This window comes from Burkholderia pyrrocinia (assembly GCF_022809715.1).
Classification (GTDB): domain Bacteria; phylum Pseudomonadota; class Gammaproteobacteria; order Burkholderiales; family Burkholderiaceae; genus Burkholderia; species Burkholderia pyrrocinia_C.
Window position 1 is genome coordinate 673,512 of the sequence record NZ_CP094461.1, and the last position, 17,562, is coordinate 691,073.

Consider the following 17,562-nt stretch of genomic DNA (forward strand, 5'->3'; position numbering starts at 1 on the left):
TCAGGTGCCGCCCGACCGATGCGCGTCTTCGCCGAGGAACCGGTGCACGAACGTCACGGCCATCGCCCCTTCGCCGACCGCCGACGCCACCCGCTTGACCGAACCCGACCGGACGTCGCCCGCCGCGAACGAGCCGGGCACGCTCGTTTCCAGATAGTACGGCCGGCGCTCGAGCGGCCACACGCGCTCGAATGCCGGGCAGTCGTACAGGTCGCTGCCGGTCACCAGATAGCCGCCCGGATTGCGGATGATGTTCGTATCCCGGGCCCATTCGGTGTTCGGCGCACCGCCGATGCAGACGAACAGGTGCGTGGCCGGCAGCACGTCGCGCGCGCCGTCTTCCGAACGCAGCACGATCGCTTCGAGCCGGCCATCGCCGTGCAGCGCGTCGACGGTCGAGCCGTACCGCACCGTCACGTTCGGCGTGCGCTCGATCCGGTCGATCAGGTAGCGCGACAGCGTCGCCGCCAGCGACGCGCCCCTGACGATCATCGTGACTTCGCGCGCGTGCCGCGCGAAGTTCATCGCGGCCTGGCCCGCCGAATTGCCGCCGCCGACGATGAACACGTGCTTGCCTTCGCACATCGGCGCTTCGCTCGACCCCGCGCCGTAGAACAGGCCTGCGTTGAGAAACTTCCGTTCGTCGGGCAGGCCGAGACTGCGGTATTCGATCCCGGTCGCGCAGATGTTCGAGCGCGCGGTCAGGATCGAGCCGTCGGCCAGGTCGACGCGAATCTTGCCGTCGACGAACGTCGCGTGCACGCCCTCGCGCATCATCAGCAGCTCGACGCCGAACTTCACCGCCTGCTGGCGCGCGCGCTCGGCCAGCTCGGCGCCCGGAATGCCGTCCGGAAACCCCATGTAATTCTCGATCAGCGAACTCGTTCCCGCCTGCCCGCCGATCGCATCGCGTTCGATCACGACGGCGCGCAGCCCTTCCGACGCCGCGTAGACGGCCGCCGACAGACCGGCCGGACCGGCGCCGTAAATCGATACGTCGTATTCGATGAAGCGCGGCCGGGCGACCCAGCCGAGCTTCGCGGCGATCTCCGGCAGCGTCGGCTGGTAGATGCGCGAGCCGTCCGGGAAGATGACGACCGGCAGCCGGATATCGCGCAGCGGCGCGATGCCCAGCTCGCGCGCGCAATCGGTGTCGGACGTCAGCTCGCACCATTCGTACTCGATCACGCCGCGCTTCAGGAAGTCGCGGATTGCATAGGCTTCCTTGCTGTTCGGCAAACCGATTACCTTGACATGCTGCGGCTGAGTCATGAGCGCCTCCCGGTGACCGTCGTGTCGGATCTCGCCCGGGCCTCGCGCCGGGCGCACTTGCGACTGTACGTCCCCCTGCCGCCAGGGGTGACATGCTTAATAAGAATTAAGGTCCGCGCGCGACACGACCGTCCACAATGCAGCGTATCCAACCCCGCTTGCAGCTTCGCGCCGGCCGCGCTGCGAGCGATCTCCGGCGCCGGCATCGGAGCGGAAGATGACCACGACCTGCACCCATCTCGGCGAAGCACGCATCCTGACCACCGACAAGGACTACTGCGAGGAATGCGTGAAGTCCGGCAGCCAGTGGGTGCATTTGCGCCTGTGCCTGACATGCGGGCACGTCGGCTGTTGCGACTCGTCGCCGAATCGCCACGCAAGCCGGCATTTTCACGAAACCGGCCACCCGCTCGCGCGTTCGATCGAACCCGGCGAGCGCTGGGTCTGGTGCTATGCGGACGACGTGATGGCCGGCGAGATCGCGTCGTAACGCGCCGCGCGCCGGGATCCGGCACCCGCGCGCACCCGTGTCCCACGACGGGCCGCCCGTCGCCCCCACTTGTCGACATCGATCCGGCACCTTTCCGGACCGCGGGTTAACACCGTTCGATCGCGGCTTTGTCATGCCGATCTTTTCGGCTATAGTTTATCGAACGATAACTTATCCATCGATAAACAAGGAGTCTCCCATGCCCGTATCCAGACTCGCGCACTACTCGATCCGCACGCTCGATCTCGAGAAATCGTGCCGCTTCTACGAACGTGTGCTCGGCTTCAAGCGCGGCTATCGCCCGCCGTTCGACTTTCCCGGCGCGTGGCTCTACAAGGGCGGCGACGAAGCCGATTACGGCACGGTCCACATCATCGGCGTCGATCCGGCCAACCCCGACGGGCTCGCGGCCTATCTCGGCGACAAGGACCTGCCCGCAACCGGCACCGGCACCGTCGACCACATCGCGTTCCTCGCGACCGGCGTCGAAGCGATGTGGAACACGCTGCGCGCGGAAGGCATCGCGTGGCGCGACCGGACGGTGCCGAGCCTCGGGCTGCACCAGGTCTTCATCGAGGATCCGTCCGGCGTGACGATCGAGCTCAACTACCCTGCCGCCGAGGTCGCCGGCCTGGAACTACCCGCCGCGGCCTCGGCCGGCGACACCCACGGAGACTGACATGAACGACAGCACTTCGACGAACCGCAAGGCCGCCATCATCGGCGGCTCGCTGGGCGGCCTGTTCGCCGCGAATCTCCTGCTGCGCAACGGCTGGGACGTGGACGTGTTCGAACGCGTGCCCGAGGCGCTCTCGGGCCGCGGCGCCGGCATCGTCACGCACCCGGAACTGTTCGACGTGATGCTCGCCGCGGGCGTGCGCATCGACGAATCGATCGGCGTGAAGGTCGAATCGCGCATCACGCTGGCCAGGGACGGCAGCGTGGCGTCGGAACGCGGGCTACCGCAGACGCTGACCGCGTGGAGCAAGATGTACCACGTGCTGCGCGCGGCATTGCCCGACCAGCATTACCACTCGGGCGCCGTCGTCGCCGATGTCGCGGACGGGCCGGATCGCGCCTCGGTCACGCTGTCCGACGGCTCGGTCGTGCACGCGGATCTCGTGATCGCGGCCGACGGATTCCGCTCCGCGATCCGCGAAAAATTCCTGCCGGATGCGCGGTTGCAGTACGCGGGCTACGTCGCGTGGCGCGGGCTGGTCGACGAAGCCGGCCTGTCGGACGCGACCCACGCGACGCTGTTCGATAAATTCGCGTTCGGCCTGCCGCCGCACGAGCAGATCCTCGGCTATCCGGTCGCCGGCCAGGGCAACAGTACGAAACCCGGCGAGCGCCGCTACAACTTCGTCTGGTATCGCGCGACCCGCGAAGACACCGACCTGCCGAACCTGCTGACCGACGAGACCGGCAAGCTGTGGGCGGGCGGCATTCCGCCGACGCTGATCCGCCGCGACGTCCTCGACGACATGGAAGACGCGGCTCATGCATTGCTTGCGCCACAGTTCGCCGAGGTGGTGGCGCGTGCGACGCAACCGCTGTTCCAGCCGATCTACGACCTCGAAGTGCCGAACATGGCGTTCGGCCGGATCGCGCTGCTCGGCGACGCCGCGTTCGTCGCGCGGCCGCATTGCGGGATGGGCGTCACGAAAGCCGCCGGCGATGCGCTCGCGCTCGTCACCGCACTCGCCACGCGCACCGATACGCTCGACGCACTGCGCGAATACAGCGAAACGCGTACGGCCTTCGGCGCCGCGATCGTGCAGCATGCGCGCCACCTCGGCGCCTACATGCAGGCGCAACTGAAAAACGACACCGAGCGCGCAATGGCCGAGCGCTATCGAACGCCGGAAGTCGTGATGCGGGAAACCGCCGTTCCGCCGCATTTCTGAGCGCGAACGGGCGCCGCGTGCGAGACGCGCGGCGCCCGCTGCCCGGCCCGGATACCCAAACCAGAAGGAGACACCGTGAACCACCCGATTCCGGCTGCCGCCGGCACCGCGCCCGACCTGGACGCGCCGGCACAGGCCACGCACCCGCTGCTGCGCGATGCCCGCTTTCGCGATCTCGTCAGGCGCAGAAGGCTGTTCGCCTGGTCGCTGACGCTCGTCATGCTCGCCCTCTATTTCGCGTTCATCCTCACGCTGGCGTTTTCGCCGACGCTGCTCGGACAGCCGATCGTGCCGGGCCGGCCTACCCCGTGGGGCATCCCGGTCGGGTTCGGCATGTTCGTCGTCACGTTCGCGCTGGTCGCGCTTTACGTGTATCGGGCCAATTCGGTGTACGACACGATCGTCGCATCCATTCGTCACGGAGGCGATCAATGAAACGCCTGCTCATCGCATCGATCGCCACCATCGGCTCGGCACCTGCGTTCGCGGCCGGCCCCACAACGCTCGCGCACGGGCACAATCCGGTCGCGATCGGCATGTTCCTGCTGTTCGTCGCTTCGACGCTTTTCATCACGCGCTGGGCCGCGCGCAAGAACCACAGCGTGGCCGACCACTACGCCGCGGGCGGCAAGATCACCGCGTTCCAGAACGGCTGGGCGATCGCCGGCGACTACATGTCGGCGGCGTCGCTGCTCGGCATCTCCGCGCTGGTGTTCACGAGCGGCTACGACGGCCTGATCTATTCGGTCGGCTTCCTCGCGAGCTGGCCGATCATCCTGTTCCTGATCGCCGAGCCGCTGCGCAATCTCGGCAAGTACACGCTCGCCGACGTCGTGTCCTATCGCCTCCGGCAACGGCCGATCCGCGCATTCGCGGCGTCGAGCTCGATCGTTATCGTGCTGCTGTACCTCGTGTCGCAGATGGTCGGCGCGGGCAAGCTGGTCGAGCTGCTGTTCGGCCTGAACTACACGGTCGCGGTGCTGATCGTCGGCGTGCTGATGGTCGTCTACGTGTTCTTCGGCGGGATGCTGGCGACGACCTGGATCCAGATCATCAAGGCCGTACTGCTGCTCGCCGGTGCGGCCTTCATGGCGATCATGGTGCTGAGCCGTTTCGGCTTCAGCCTCGATGCGCTGTTCGCGCAGGCGATTCTCGTGCATCCGAAACATGCGGCGATCATGCGCCCCGGCGGCCTGGTATCCGATCCGGTCTCGGCCGTGTCGCTCGGCCTCGCGCTGATCTTCGGCACGGCCGGCCTGCCGCACATCCTGATGCGCTTCTTCACGGTCGGCGACGTCAACGCCGCCCGCAAGAGCATCCTCTATGCGACCGGCATCGTCGGCGCCGGCTATGTGCTGATCGTCATCATCGGCTTCGGCACCATCGCACTCGTCGCGTCGGACCCGCAATACCGGGACGCATCCGGCGCCATCGCGGGCGGCGCGAACATGGTGGCGATCCACCTCGCGCATGCGGTCGGCGGCGACGTGTTCCTCGGCTTCATCTGCGCGGTCGCATTCTCGACCATCCTGGCCGTGGTCGCCGGACTGACGCTCGCGGGTTCGTCGGCGATCTCGCACGACCTGTATGCGAACGTGCTGCGTCGCGGCCGCGCTTCGGATCAAGAGGAAATGCGCGTGGCGCGCGGAACGACCCTGGTGCTCGGCGTGCTCGCGATCCTGCTCGGCATCGCATTCGAAAAGCAGAACATCGCGTTCATCGTCAGCCTCACGTTCTCGATCGCGGCAAGCTCGAACTTTCCCGTGCTGCTGCTCTCGATCTACTGGCGCGGCCTGACCACGCGCGGCGCGGTACTGGGCGGCCTGACCGGGCTCGCCACCGCCGTGACGCTCACCGTGCTGAGCCCGACCGTCTGGGTGCAGGTGCTCGGTCATGCGCATGCGGTCTATCCGTACGAATATCCGGCGCTGTTCTCGATGGCGGCGGCATTCGCCGGCGTCGTCCTGTTCTCCGTCACCGACCGCTCGGCCCGTGCGCAACGAGAACGCGAGCAGTTCGACGCGCAGCTCGTCGCCTGCGAAATGGGCATGACGCAACGCGGCTGAGCCGCACGCCCCGAAAAAACGATATCCCGTGGGAGACACCATGTTGAATTGCACCTGCTGCATGTCGCCGGCACGGCGCCGCCTGCTCGGCGCGTTGGCCGCGCTCGCCGGCACGGCCGTCGCCGGACGCACCGCATCCGCAGCCGACACCGCGAGCGCACCGGCCGCCTCGACCGCCGTGCCGCGGCACCGGCCCCGCTCGATCGACATCCACGCGCACTACTACTCTGAAAGCTTTTGCGATCTGGTCGGCGGCGAAGGCAAGCGCTTTGGCGGCTCGTTCGCGTGCGACGATGCGTCGTTCACGTTCCGGACGCCCGCCGGCGGCCTCGGGCCGCTGCCGATGAAGTTCATCGACGTCGACGCGCGGCTCAAGGACATGGATGCGTCCGGCGTCGACGTCCAGGCGCTGTCGCTCAGCGTGCCGATGGCGTACTGGGGCGACCGGCCGTTCAACGCGAAGCTCGCGCGCGACTGGAATTCGGCCGCCTCGCGCGTCTACCGGCGGCACCCGACGCGGTTCGTCGTACTCGCGACGCTGCCGATGCTGAACGCGACCGATGCGATCGACGAACTCGAGCGCGCGGCGCAGTTGCCCGGCGTGCGCGGCGTGTACATGGGCACCAACATCGACAACCGCGATCTCGACGATCCGCTGTTCGCGCCGGTGTTCGCGCGCATCGAGCAACTGGGCCTGCCCGTGTTCCTGCATCCGCAGCAAACGGTCGGCGGCGCGCGGCTCGGCGATTTCTACCTGAGCAACCTGCTCGGCAATCCGTTCGATACGGCGATCGCGGGCTCGCACCTGATCCTGGGCGGCGTGCTCGACCGCCACCCGAACCTGCACGTCACGTTGCCGCATGCGGGCGGCGCGCTGCCGATCCTCGTCGGGCGCCTCGACGCGGGCTGGACCGCCCGCCCCGAAACGCGCCGGCTCGCGCAAAAGCCCAGCAGCTATCTGCGGCGCTTCAGCTACGACACGGTGTCCCATTCGGGGCCCGTGCTGAACTTCCTGATGGAGAACGTCGGGGTGGACCGGCTCGTACTCGGCAGCGACTATTGCTTCGACATGGGCTACGAGCAGCCGGTCCGCTTCCTCGACCGCCTCGACCTGACGGCGGAACAGCGTTCGATGATACTCGGCGGCAATGCGGGCAAGCTGCTCGGAATGTAGCGGCCAAGCAGGCATATGGAAATTTTCGACCCATTGCACCGTCGGCGCAGGCCGTTGCCGCACATGGCATCATCCGGCCAGCCGGTGAGGGCCGGCATGCAACGCCACGCATCACGACGGCCGGCCGGCGACGCACGCCGCCGGCCGAACACGGGAATCACGCAAGATGAAGATAGTCATTGCAGGCGGATCGATCGCGGGTCTCGCGGCCGCGCTGACGCTCGATTGCATCGGACACGACGTCATGGTCTGCGAGCGCTCGCCGACGCCGCTGCGCGGCCGGGGCGGCGGCGTGGCCGTGCTGCGGCGCATGATGGCGTTTCTCGAACGGCATGGCCGGCATTGCCGCCAGACGATCAGCGTGCCGACGCACCGGCGGCGCTGGATCGATCGCGACGGCGTCGTCACGCGCGACGAACCCGAAATACTGCCGTTTTCGTCATGGGATGCCGTCTACCGCTCGCTGTGCGAGACGCTGCCGCGCGGGCGCATCCATTACGGCCGCACGGTCACCGGCTTCGCCCAGGACGCGGACGGCGTCGACGTATACCTCGCAGACGAACGCATCCGCGCGGATGTGCTGATTGCCGCCGACGGCTCCGGCTCGAACCTGCGCGCGCACCTCTTCCCCGGCTATGCGCCGGCGTTTGCCGGCTACCTCGCATGGCGCGGCATCGTCGACGAAGCCGAATTCGACGCCGCCGCGATCGCATCGCTGGTCGAGAACATGACGCTTCACAAGGCGCCCGGCGAACTGTTCATGGCGTTCCTGATTCCCGCGCTCGACGGCTCGCTCGCGCCGGGCACGCGCCGCTTCAACTGGCTGTGGTATCGCAACGAAGCCGATCCGGATGCGCTGCGCCGGCACCTGACGGATCGGGACGGCCACGTTCACCATGCGTCCGTGCATCCGGGGCAGCTTGCCGACGACACCGTCGCGACGCTGCGGCAACTCGCGGGCGAACGCTTGCCTGCTTCCCTGTCGCAACTGGTGCTCTCGACGCGCGCGCCGTTCAACCAGGCGATTTTCGATGCGTTGAGCCCCGCTTTCGTCGACGGCCGTGTCGCGCTGATCGGCGACGCGGCCTGCACCGTGCGCCCTCATACGGCATCCGGCACGTCGAAGGCGGCGAACGATGCCGTATCGCTCGCCGAAGCGCTGCCGGCGGACGCGACCGATGTCGTCGAGCGCCTGGCGTCATGGTCGGCCCGGCGGCGGGAGGAAGTGACCTCGTTGCTCGACAAGGGTCCGCAACTTGCCGCGTCGTTCGGCCTCGGCACGCCGCGCTGACGCATGTGCGCTGGCGCCGGAATGCAGCATGCGGGTGTTCAGAACGTTTCAGCGCAGCTTCAGGAAATAGCGTCGGCGCCCGCGTAGACTGCCCCCCAACATCCGCCGCGCAGGCAAATCGTCCGCGCGCAGTCATCCCCTGGAGTAACGACATGATCTCCACCGCGAATCGCTGTCGCCGGACAGGCTTGTCATCGCCGAATCGATCGGCGGTGCCGTGCCGCCATCCGGCGGCGCCGACCGGAACGTCCGTCGCGAGCACGCGCAAGCCGGGCCGCACCGGCCGGTCCGCCTGTCGCGCCAACCTGATCCGCGGTGCCGCGCGCGATCGTCATGCGAACGCGCGCGTCCGACACGCCGTCTACTGCCCCGCCAGTCGAATGACGCCGGGCGAACCGGTTCACGTGGAGCGCGCATGAAGCACAAACGACTCTGGTTCGGTGCGGCAGGCATCGCGATCGCCGGCCTGGCGGTCGCGATCGGCATCATGGTTCGGCCGTCGATCGCGCCGATCGATCCGCCTGCCCGCGCATCGTTCGATCCGCAACTGATCAAGGCCGGCGCGCGCGTGGTCGCGCTCGGCGATTGCGTCGTCTGCCACACCGCGAAGGACGGCAAGCCGTTCGCGGGCGGGCTGCCGCTCGCTACGCCGTTCGGCACGATCTACGCGACCAACATCACGCCGGATGCCGACACCGGCATCGGCCGCTGGTCGCGTGACGCGTTCGCGCGTGCGCTGCGCAGCGGCATCGCCCGCGATGGCCATCCGCTCTACCCGGCGTTTCCGTACATTCACTTCACGCGGATGTCCGACGACGACATCGCGGCTGCGTACGCGTACCTGATGACCCGCGAGCCGGTTCGAACGAAGGCGCCGGCGAACGACCTGATCTTCCCGCTCAACTTCCGGCCGCTGGTCGCGTTCTGGAACGTGCTGTTCCTGCGCGAAGGCGCGTACCGGCCGGACCCGTCGCAATCCGCGCAATGGAATCGAGGCAAGCTGCTGGTCGACGGCCTCGGCCACTGCGCGTCCTGCCATTCGCCGCTGAATGCGATCGGCGGCGAACAGTCGGGCAAGGCATTCGACGGCGGCATCGTCGACGGCTGGGAAGCACCGCCGCTCAATACGCTCGGCAATGCGGCACGGCCGTGGACGCAGGCGCAACTCGTCACGTACCTGCGCACCGGCCGCGCGAGCGAGCACGGCGCGGCCGCCGGGCCGATGCTGCCCGTCACACGCGATCTCGCGACGGTGCCGGTCGAGGATGTCGAGGCCATCGCGGCCTACATCCTGTCGATCCAGAAGCCGGCCGCCGCGCGGCCTGCGACGACCGCCGCCGAACGCCATGCGACGACGCCGGCCGGCCAACGCGGCGCGGTGCTGTTCCAGGCGTCGTGCGCGCAGTGCCACGGGCCTGCATCGCCGATGCAGTCGATCGGCGAACGGCCGACGCTCGCATTCAGCACGGCGGTCGCCGCCGACACGCCGCGCAACGCGATCCAGATGATGCTCAACGGGATCGGCTGGCACGGCGAGGACACGCTGAACTACATGCCGTCTTACCTCGACCAGTACGACGACGCGCAGATCGCGGACCTCGCCGCGTACCTCCGCGAAACGTACACCGATCGCCCCGCATGGAGCGGCATCGACACCCTGGCCGCGAAACTCAGAAAGGAGGACAGCGCGCGATGATCACCCTCACCGTGAATGGCGTGCGGCACACGCTCGACATCGATCCGTCCACGCCGCTCCTTTACGCGCTGCGCAACGACCTGCACCTGCACGGCGCGAAGTTCGGCTGCGGCCTCGGGCAATGCGGCGCGTGCACCGTGATCGTCGACGACAAGCCGATGTTCTCGTGCCTGATCCCGGTCGCCGCGGTCGGCGAGCGCCGCGTCAGGACCATCGAGAGCCTCGGCACCGCCGAGCATCCGGGCAAGCTTCAGCAAGCGTTCATCGAGCATCAGGCGGCGCAGTGCGGTTATTGCATCGCGGGCATGATCATGCGCGCGCAGGCGCTGCTGGAGCGCAAGCCGAAACCCACCGAACACGAGCTGCGCACGCACATGGAACCGAATCTGTGCCGTTGCGGCACCCACATGCGGATCCTGGCGGCCGTGCGCCAGGTCGCGGGCCTGCCGGACCCGGAACCGGCCGCCGCTCCCGTCACGATCAGCAAGGGACTCTGATGAACCCACCCGACGATATCGACGAAGGCCGCCGGCACTTCATGGTTTCCGGCGCGCTGTTCGTCGCGTTCAGCCTCGCACCGGCCGCGCGCGCCGCCGCCGAGGTCGTGATCGCGGACGAAGGCGCCGCCGTCCACGTGGCCAAGGCTACCGAAACGCTGGCCGGCAGCCTGAAGACCAATCCGCTGCTGGACGCGTGGATCAAGATCGCGCCCGACGGCAAGGTCACCGTGTTCACGGGCAAGGTCGAGCTCGGCACCGGCGTGCGCACCGCGTTGCTGCAGGTGGCCGCCGAGGAGCTGAACATGAAGCCCTCGCTGATCACGTTCCTGACCGCCGACACCGGCGCGTCGCCGGACGAGGGATTGACGGCCGGCAGCCACACGATGGCGGACAGCGGCTCCGCGCTGCTGAACGCCGCCGCGCAGGTGCGCGGGCTGCTGGTCGACGGCGCCGCGAAGCAGTTCGGCGTCGAGGCGCGCCTGCTCACCGTCGCCGACGCGGTCATCAAGGCGCCGGACGGCCGCACGATGCGCTACGGCGACGCAGTCCGCACCGTCGACCTGCATCGCAACGCGACGCCGGCTTCGCCGTTGAAGAGCCCGGCCACGTTCGCCGTGATCGGCACGTCGCTGCCGCGCGTCGACATTCCGAACAAGGTCACGGGCGGCGTCAGCTACGTGCAGGACATGACGCTGCCCGGCATGCTGCATGCGCGCGTCGTGATGCCGCCGGTGTACGACGCGAAGCTGCTGTCGTTCGACGAAGCCGCGATCCTGAAGATGCCGGGTGTCGTGCGGATCGTGCGCAACGGCAGCATGCTCGCGGTGGTCGCGCAGGGCGAATGGCAGGCGGTCGTCGCGCAGCGCGCGCTGGCCGCCGGCTGCCGCTGGTCGCCCGGCCGGGCGCTGCCCGATCGCAACACGGTTCACGAGGACCTGAAACGAATCTCGACGCAGCGCATCGAGATCGCCAATACGCATGCGCAAACCGCGCCGGCGACGAAAACGCTGTCCGCCACGTTCCTGAAGAACTACCTGCTGCACGGCTCGATCGGGCCGTCCTGCTCGGTCGCGCATCTCGAGAACGGCACGCTGACCGTGTGGACCCACTCGCAAGGCGTCTACCCGCTGCGCGACGCGCTCGCCGAGATGCTGTCGATGCCGAAGGCGAGCGTGCGCTGCATCCATACCGAGGGCTCCGGCTGCTACGGGCACAACGGTGCGGACGACGCGGCCGCGCATGCGGCGCTGATCGCGGCCGCGATGCCCGGCAAGCCGATCCGCGTCCAGTGGATGCGCGAACAGGAGCATACGTGGGACCACTTCACGCCGGCGATGGTCACCGAGCTCAGCGCGTCGCTCGACGCGAGCGGCCGCATCGTCGACTGGAACTACGCGCTGTGGAGCAGTTCGCACAACGAGCGGATCGTCAACGCCGGCCGGCTGCTGCCCGCGCGCATGCTCGAACCGCCGTTCGTGCCCGCGCCGTCGACGCCGATGCTGCAGCCCGAGGGCGGCGGCGACCGCAACGCGATCCCGCTGTACGCGCTGCCGAACATGCACATCGTCAACAACTTCTCGCCGACGATGCCGCTGCAGACGTCGGCGATGCGCTCGCTCGGCGCGCACACGAACGTCTGGGCGATCGAAAGCTTCATGGACGAGCTCGCGCACGCGGCCGGCGTCGATCCTGTCGAATTCCGGCTGCGTCACATGCAGGATCACCGCGCGAGCCAGGTGATCAAGCTCGCCGCGACGAAATTCGGCTGGCCGCGGCCGCCGCGCGAACGCAACCGCGGCGTCGGCTTCGCCTTCGGCAAATACAAGAACCTGATGGCCTACGTCGCGATCGCGGTCGAGGTGTCGGTCGTGCCGGAAACCGGCCAGGTGACGCTCGAACGTGCGGAAGCGGCCGTCGACGCTGGCCAGATCGTGTCGCCGGACGGCATTCGCAACCAGATCGAGGGCGGTATCATCCAGTCCGCGAGCTGGACGCTGTACGAGGCGCTGAAATACGATACGCAGCGCGTGCGCAGCTTCGACTGGAGCAGCTATCCGATCCTGCGCTTCTCGGCCGCGCCGCAAAGCGTGCGGGTCAATCTGATCAATCGTCCCGGCGCGCCGTTCCTCGGCGCGGCCGAGGCGTCGATGGGACCGACCGCCGGCGCGCTCGCCAACGCGATCTTCGACGCGACCGGCCAGCGCCTGCGCGAGATGCCGTTTGCGGGCGACGCGCTCAGGAAACGCATCGACGCATAGCGGCATCACACGACACATCGCGCCGGCATGAACCGGCGCGGGCAATAAACAGGCTGGAGATTTCGGAACGATGGATACCTTGCTTTCAATGCGCGTGTTTACGCGCATCGTCGAGACAGGCAGCTTCACGCGCGCGTCCGACACGACTGGCCTGACGACGCCGCGCGTGTCCGCGCTGCTGAGCGCGCTCGAACAGCATCTCGGCTGCCGGCTGCTGAACCGCACCACGCGCCGGATCTCGCTCACCGAGGACGGGCAGGCGTACTACGAACGCTCGGTCGCGGTGCTGCGCGAGATCGACGACATGGAGGCATCGGTATCGCAGGCGCGCAACGTGCCGCGCGGCCGCCTGAAGGTGAACCTGCCGCCGGCCATGGCGAAGCAGATCATGGTGCCCGCGCTGCCCGAATTTCTCGCCGCCCATCCGGGCATCATGGTCGAGCTCGGCGTGACCGATCGCCAGATCGACCTCGTCGGCGAAGGCGTCGACTGCGTGGTGCGAATCGGCGCGCTCGACGATTCGGGGCTGGTCGCGAAGCGGATCGGCAGCCTGACCACCTGCACCTGCGCGTCCCCCACGTATCTCGAACGATGCGGCGCACCCGAAACGGTGGACGATCTCGCGCAGCACATCGCGGTCAGCCACATCTCGGCCGATACGGGCCGCCCGCGGCCGTGGGACTACGTCGTCGACGGCGAAGCGCGCATCGTGCAGATGTGCGGCACGGTCGCGGTCAACGACGCCGACACCTACATCGAGTGCGGCGTCGCGGGGATCGGCCTGATCAAGACCTCGCTGTACCTGGTCGAGCCGTATCTGAAATCGGGGCGCCTGCGCGAGGTGCTGACCGATTTCAACCCGCCGCCCCGGCCGATCTCGATCCTGTATCCGCCCAATCGGCATACGCCCGTCAAGCTCAAGGTCTTCGTCGACTGGCTCGCGGGGCTGTTCGCGGAGATTCCGACGCTGCAGGGCAAGCGCTGTTGATACTCGTCGTTGAAGCCCGCCGTTGAATCCCGCTTTTGAATCCGATCCTCCTCGCCACCGCGCGCGCCGCATGAATCACGTGATTTAAGACGGCGTTCAGGACTATTCAGCGCTGTCGATCCAGACTGGCCTCATCGGGCTTCGCGATCCGCGATATCCGCGCCGGGAGCCCGTTTCGAGAGGCACATCATGAAGATCGCGACCGCCGCAGCGTCCGTCCAGGCCGTCTTCGAAGTCCTCGGCCCGGCGTTGCCGGCGGCCGCATCGCGCTCGCCGGCAACGCGGCCTGCACGCCGCGGGCCCCTATCGCATCCGACATACCGAAGCCCCTCGCCGACACGGTCACCCTCGCGCAGGCGCGGCCGCCCCGTGCGCACGATGTCACGTCACGAACCGCGTTGCGAACCCCGTCACGGGCGGCCGCATGCCGCGTCGCGTCGGCCGGCCTCCGCGCCCGGTCCGACCCCTTTGCGTGGCGCGCAATGCTCGATTGCGCCCCGGACGTATTCCCTTGTTATCGATCGATCAATAATCTTGACGGCAATGCGGCGGCTTCCGTTTCGCCGCGATAGCAATCGCAACGCCCGCCCGACGCACGGGCACCCGATATCTCTTTCCAAGGAGTCGACCATGTCAGCAGAATCCACCCCGCTCGCGCCCCACGGGCATGCGGCCAAGCTCACGCAGGGCCTCATCCTGCTGTTCGCGTTCAGTTGCGGCGCGATCGTCGCGAACCTGTACTACGCGCAACCGATCACCGAACTCATCGCGCCCAGCCTGCACATGTCCGGCGAAACCGCGAGCCTCATCGTGTCGCTGACGCAGATCGGCTATGCGCTCGGCCTGTTCTTCATCGTGCCGCTCGGCGACCTGCTCGAGAACCGCAAGCTGATGATCGTCACGGCCGTCGTGTCGATCGCGAGCCTCGCGGCGGCCGCGGTCGTCCAGACGCCCGGGCTGTTCCTCGCGATTTCGCTGCTGGTCGGCTTCAGTTCCGTCGCCGTGCAGATCCTGGTGCCGCTCGCCGCGCACCTCGCGCCGGATCATTCGCGCGGCCGCGTGGTCGGCACGATCATGAGCGGGCTGCTGCTCGGCATCCTGCTCGCGCGCCCGCTGTCGAGCGTCGTGGCCGACGCGTTCGGCTGGCGCTTCGTGTTCGCGGCCGCCGCCGTGCTGATGACGCTCGTGACGGCCGTGCTCGCGCTGACGATCCCGTCGCGCCAGCCCGATCACCGTGCGACCTATTTCGAGCTGATCGGCTCGCTGCTGCATCTGGTCCGCACGATGCCGGTGCTGCGCCATCGCGCGTTCTACCAGGGCCTGATGTTCGCGTCGTTCAGCCTGTTCTGGACCGCCGTGCCGGTCGAGCTGACGCGTCACTACGGGCTGTCGCAATCGGCCATCGGCCTGTTCGCGCTGGTCGGCGCGATCGGCGCAACGTCGGCACCGGTCGCGGGCCGCCTCGCGGATGCCGGCCATACCGTGCGGGCGACGCTGATCGCGCTGGTCGCCGGCGCCCTGTCGTATGCGGTCGCGCTGATCCACGGCGCCGGCCTGTATGGCCTGGTCGTCACGGGCATCGTGCTCGATTTCGCGGTGCAAATGAACATGGTGCTCGGCCAGCGCGAGATCTACGCGCTGCACGCGGCGAGCCGCAACCGCCTGAACGCGCTGTACATGACGAGCATCTTCGTCGGCGGCGCCATCGGCTCCGCGCTCGCGAGCCCGCTGTACGAGCATGGCGGCTGGCCGCTCGTCGCCGCGGTCGCCGGCGCGTTCCCGATCGTTGCGCTCATCCACTACCTTGCCATCGGCCGTCCGCACGCGGAACGCCACGCTCAGTCCTGAACCGGCGCCGGCACCGGTTCACGCGCGAATCCCGCCCGGGCCGTTCGCGCGCCGGAACGCTGCCGGCACGTCACCCGCGTCACTCCCGAACTTTCCGCAAGGCCCGCCGTTGCGCCGGTTGCAACCGGACGCTATCGCACGATAAGCGGCGCCGCCCTGCTCCACGCAAAAGGAATCCATCATGTCTTCCCTGCTCAGCCACTACGACCTGCGCGGCCTGCCGCTTCCCAACCGTGTCGTGATGGGGCCGATGACGCGTTCGCGCGCGCCGTCGCGCGGCCAGCCGACCGAACTCATGGCCGAGTACTACGCGCAGCGCGCATCCGCCGGCCTGATCGTGACCGAAGCGACCAACGTCAGCCCGGCCTCCGCATCGTTCGAACTGACGCCGGGGCTCGTCACCGACGAACAGGCGGCCGGCTGGAAGCAGATCACGGACGCGGTCCACGCGAACGGCGGCCGCATCTTCGCGCAGCTGTGGCACGGCGGCCGGGTCAGCTCGCTGACGCTGCTCGGCGGCGATGCGCCGCTGTCGCCGTCGGGCGTCAACGACGATCTCGAGCAGCTGCAGGTGTGGGCGCAGTTGCAGAACGGCTATTACACGAAGATTCACGCGACGCCGTCGCGTGCGATGACGACGGACGAAGTCGCCGGGACGGTCGACGAATTCCGCCAGGCGGCGATCCGCGCGATGGCGGCCGGCTTCGACGGCGTCGAGATCCACGCGGCCAACGGCTACCTGCCGCACCAGTTCCTGTCGTCGACGCTGAACCGCCGCGACGACGGTTACGGCGGCTCGATCGCGAACCGCGCGCGCTTCCTCGAGGAAATCGTCGACGCGGTCGGCGGCGTGATGCCGCTCGACCGCGTGGGCGTGCGCATCTCGCCGTACGCGAAGTACAACAACGTGCGCGACGCGGATCCGGACGCGACGTACGCGTACGTCGGCCGCATGCTCGACGAAGCCGGCGTCGCCTATCTGCACGCGGCCGACACCAACGGCTGGAGCGGCGAGCCCGACCTGCCGCGCATCATCGAGAACACGCGCAAGACCTTCGGCGGCACGCTGATCGTCAACGGCGGCATTGCGCCGGAGGCCGCGAACGCTCTGATCGATGCCGGCGACGCCGATCTCGTCGCGTTTGCGCGTGCGTACATCGCGAACCCCGATCTCGTCGAGCGCATCGCGGCGAATGCGCCGCTCGCCGCGCCGAAGCCGGTCGGCTGGTATGGCGGCGACCGCGCGGGATACGTCGACTATGCGCGTCACGACGCGGCCAGCCGGGCGGCCTGAGCCCCGCTCCGGCGGCGGCCCGATGCGGTCTCGTTCAGACCGTCGCCGACCTTGGTCGAACCCGTCGTGCCGACCCGCTCACGCGTCGTTCCAGCGCGCGCCCAGCACGCGTCCGCAGAAGTTCGGCCGGTGAAAATCCGGATCGGCGCGCTCGAGCACGTCGGCGCTCCACGTGCCGAACGTCGACGCCGGCCGGTGCGCGACCCCGCGTGCGATCGCGTCGAGGAACGCGCCGCCGAACCCGTCGCCGCGCGGGTACGCGGCGAGCAGCGCCCGCCGCTCGTCGGCCGAATACGCGTCGACGCCGGTTGCCATCAGGTCGGTCGATACGGCGGACGCCAGCACGCGCGCGAGCGGCGACACGCGCGCGGCCACACCGGGCGACGTATGCAGCGCGATCGCGTGCCACACGTCGTCGCGCATGCGCTGCGACGTCTGATGGCGCAGCAGGAACGCCTGCGCGGCATCGGCGCTGTCGAGCTCGTAGCGCTCGGTCGAACGGCCATACGCGGTGCTCAAGCCCATGTTCGCGTACATCGCGGCCACGTACAGCGTATCGGCATCGCAGGCATCGCTGGCACGTCGCGCGGCAAGCGACGCGAGAACGAACACCCGGCACGCGTGGTCGGTAATCACCTGCGGCAGCGACGCGCATGCCGCTTCGGCGGCTTCGATCGCCATCGGCGTCCGGGGAATGCGGACGCCGGCGACTTCGTCATGGGCCGATGCGCACGTGTGCGCAGAATTCATCTCGTCTCCTTCTGCCCCGCGCCGGGGG

15 protein-coding genes are annotated in these 17,562 nt (G+C 68.4%); 13 read left to right on the forward strand and 2 right to left on the reverse strand.

The annotated features are described in order from the left end of the window. Positions 1-1,272: an NAD(P)/FAD-dependent oxidoreductase gene (locus tag MRS60_RS33110; protein ID WP_034184372.1), complete on the reverse strand. Its 1,272-nt coding sequence runs from the start codon at positions 1,270-1,272 to the stop codon at positions 1-3. Between the two features lie 217 nt (positions 1,273-1,489). Here MRS60_RS33110 and MRS60_RS33115 point away from each other — a divergent pair, with 217 nt between their 5' ends. From MRS60_RS33115 to MRS60_RS33175, 13 genes are all read left to right on the forward strand, one after another. After that, the gene (locus tag MRS60_RS33115) at positions 1,490-1,762 is read left to right on the forward strand and encodes a ubiquitin carboxyl-terminal hydrolase 14 (protein WP_034184373.1); all 273 of its coding nucleotides are present in this window, start codon (positions 1,490-1,492) and stop codon (positions 1,760-1,762) included. Positions 1,763-1,961: 199 nt separating this feature from the next. Beyond that, positions 1,962-2,441 carry a VOC family protein gene (locus MRS60_RS33120; protein ID WP_034184374.1) on the forward strand — a complete coding sequence of 160 codons (480 nt, stop codon included), beginning with the start codon at positions 1,962-1,964 and terminating at the stop codon, positions 2,439-2,441. Between the two features lies 1 nt (position 2,442). Further along, on the forward strand, positions 2,443-3,669 hold the full coding sequence (locus tag MRS60_RS33125) for an FAD binding domain-containing protein (protein WP_243566927.1): 1,227 nt from the start codon (positions 2,443-2,445) through the stop codon (positions 3,667-3,669). Positions 3,670-3,744: 75 nt separating this feature from the next. Beyond that, positions 3,745-4,104, forward strand: coding sequence for a DUF485 domain-containing protein (locus MRS60_RS33130; protein ID WP_243566928.1), 360 nt, complete (start codon positions 3,745-3,747; stop codon positions 4,102-4,104). Next, complete coding sequence (locus MRS60_RS33135; RefSeq protein WP_243566929.1) at positions 4,101-5,735, forward strand: cation acetate symporter; 1,635 nt, start codon at positions 4,101-4,103, stop codon at positions 5,733-5,735. Before MRS60_RS33130 ends, MRS60_RS33135 begins: the two co-directional genes overlap by 4 nt. A 40-nt stretch (positions 5,736-5,775) precedes the next feature. Further along, the gene (locus tag MRS60_RS33140) at positions 5,776-6,909 is read left to right on the forward strand and encodes an amidohydrolase family protein (protein ID WP_243566930.1); all 1,134 of its coding nucleotides are present in this window, start codon (positions 5,776-5,778) and stop codon (positions 6,907-6,909) included. A gap of 166 nt (positions 6,910-7,075) precedes the next feature. Then, the gene (locus MRS60_RS33145; protein WP_243566931.1) at positions 7,076-8,200 is read left to right on the forward strand and encodes an FAD-dependent monooxygenase; all 1,125 of its coding nucleotides are present in this window, start codon (positions 7,076-7,078) and stop codon (positions 8,198-8,200) included. Between the two features lie 415 nt (positions 8,201-8,615). Further along, on the forward strand, positions 8,616-9,896 hold the full coding sequence (locus tag MRS60_RS33150; protein ID WP_243566932.1) for a c-type cytochrome: 1,281 nt from the start codon (positions 8,616-8,618) through the stop codon (positions 9,894-9,896). Continuing rightward, positions 9,893-10,393, forward strand: a complete 501-nt coding sequence (locus MRS60_RS33155; RefSeq protein WP_243566933.1) for a (2Fe-2S)-binding protein — start codon at positions 9,893-9,895, stop codon at positions 10,391-10,393. Before MRS60_RS33150 ends, MRS60_RS33155 begins: the two co-directional genes overlap by 4 nt. Then, the gene (locus tag MRS60_RS33160) at positions 10,393-12,654 is read left to right on the forward strand and encodes a xanthine dehydrogenase family protein molybdopterin-binding subunit (protein WP_243566934.1); all 2,262 of its coding nucleotides are present in this window, start codon (positions 10,393-10,395) and stop codon (positions 12,652-12,654) included. The genes MRS60_RS33155 and MRS60_RS33160 overlap by 1 nt, the downstream gene beginning before the upstream one ends. Before the next feature lie 70 nt (positions 12,655-12,724). Continuing rightward, positions 12,725-13,642, forward strand: a complete 918-nt coding sequence (locus MRS60_RS33165; RefSeq protein WP_034184382.1) for a LysR family transcriptional regulator — start codon at positions 12,725-12,727, stop codon at positions 13,640-13,642. Positions 13,643-14,272: 630 nt separating this feature from the next. Beyond that, a complete protein-coding gene (locus MRS60_RS33170) occupies positions 14,273-15,490 on the forward strand; it encodes an MFS transporter (protein WP_105392434.1) in 1,218 nt (405 codons plus the stop codon). 181 nt (positions 15,491-15,671) lie between these two features. Then, positions 15,672-16,784, forward strand: coding sequence for an alkene reductase (locus tag MRS60_RS33175; protein WP_243566935.1), 1,113 nt, complete (start codon positions 15,672-15,674; stop codon positions 16,782-16,784). A 78-nt stretch (positions 16,785-16,862) separates the two neighbouring features. Here the strand turns inward: MRS60_RS33175 and MRS60_RS33180 are convergent, their stop codons facing one another. Further along, the gene (locus MRS60_RS33180) at positions 16,863-17,534 is read right to left on the reverse strand and encodes a phosphohydrolase (protein ID WP_034184386.1); all 672 of its coding nucleotides are present in this window, start codon (positions 17,532-17,534) and stop codon (positions 16,863-16,865) included. Positions 17,535-17,562: the final 28 nt, after the last annotated feature.

Bases quoted from the DNA above. Each gene is read 5' to 3' on its own strand.
- MRS60_RS33110 (WP_034184372.1), bottom strand. From the start codon at position 1,272: ATGACTCAGCCGCAGCATGTCAAGGTAATCGGTTTGCCGAACAGCAAG.
- MRS60_RS33115 (WP_034184373.1), top strand. From the start codon at position 1,490: ATGACCACGACCTGCACCCATCTCGGCGAAGCACGCATCCTGACCACC.
- MRS60_RS33120 (WP_034184374.1), top strand. From the start codon at position 1,962: ATGCCCGTATCCAGACTCGCGCACTACTCGATCCGCACGCTCGATCTC.
- MRS60_RS33125 (WP_243566927.1), top strand. From the start codon at position 2,443: ATGAACGACAGCACTTCGACGAACCGCAAGGCCGCCATCATCGGCGGC.
- MRS60_RS33135 (WP_243566929.1), top strand. From the start codon at position 4,101: ATGAAACGCCTGCTCATCGCATCGATCGCCACCATCGGCTCGGCACCT.
- MRS60_RS33140 (WP_243566930.1), top strand. From the start codon at position 5,776: ATGTTGAATTGCACCTGCTGCATGTCGCCGGCACGGCGCCGCCTGCTC.
- MRS60_RS33145 (WP_243566931.1), top strand. From the start codon at position 7,076: ATGAAGATAGTCATTGCAGGCGGATCGATCGCGGGTCTCGCGGCCGCG.
- MRS60_RS33150 (WP_243566932.1), top strand. From the start codon at position 8,616: ATGAAGCACAAACGACTCTGGTTCGGTGCGGCAGGCATCGCGATCGCC.
- MRS60_RS33155 (WP_243566933.1), top strand. From the start codon at position 9,893: ATGATCACCCTCACCGTGAATGGCGTGCGGCACACGCTCGACATCGAT.
- MRS60_RS33160 (WP_243566934.1), top strand. From the start codon at position 10,393: ATGAACCCACCCGACGATATCGACGAAGGCCGCCGGCACTTCATGGTT.
- MRS60_RS33165 (WP_034184382.1), top strand. From the start codon at position 12,725: ATGGATACCTTGCTTTCAATGCGCGTGTTTACGCGCATCGTCGAGACA.
- MRS60_RS33170 (WP_105392434.1), top strand. From the start codon at position 14,273: ATGTCAGCAGAATCCACCCCGCTCGCGCCCCACGGGCATGCGGCCAAG.
- MRS60_RS33175 (WP_243566935.1), top strand. From the start codon at position 15,672: ATGTCTTCCCTGCTCAGCCACTACGACCTGCGCGGCCTGCCGCTTCCC.
- MRS60_RS33180 (WP_034184386.1), bottom strand. From the start codon at position 17,534: ATGAATTCTGCGCACACGTGCGCATCGGCCCATGACGAAGTCGCCGGC.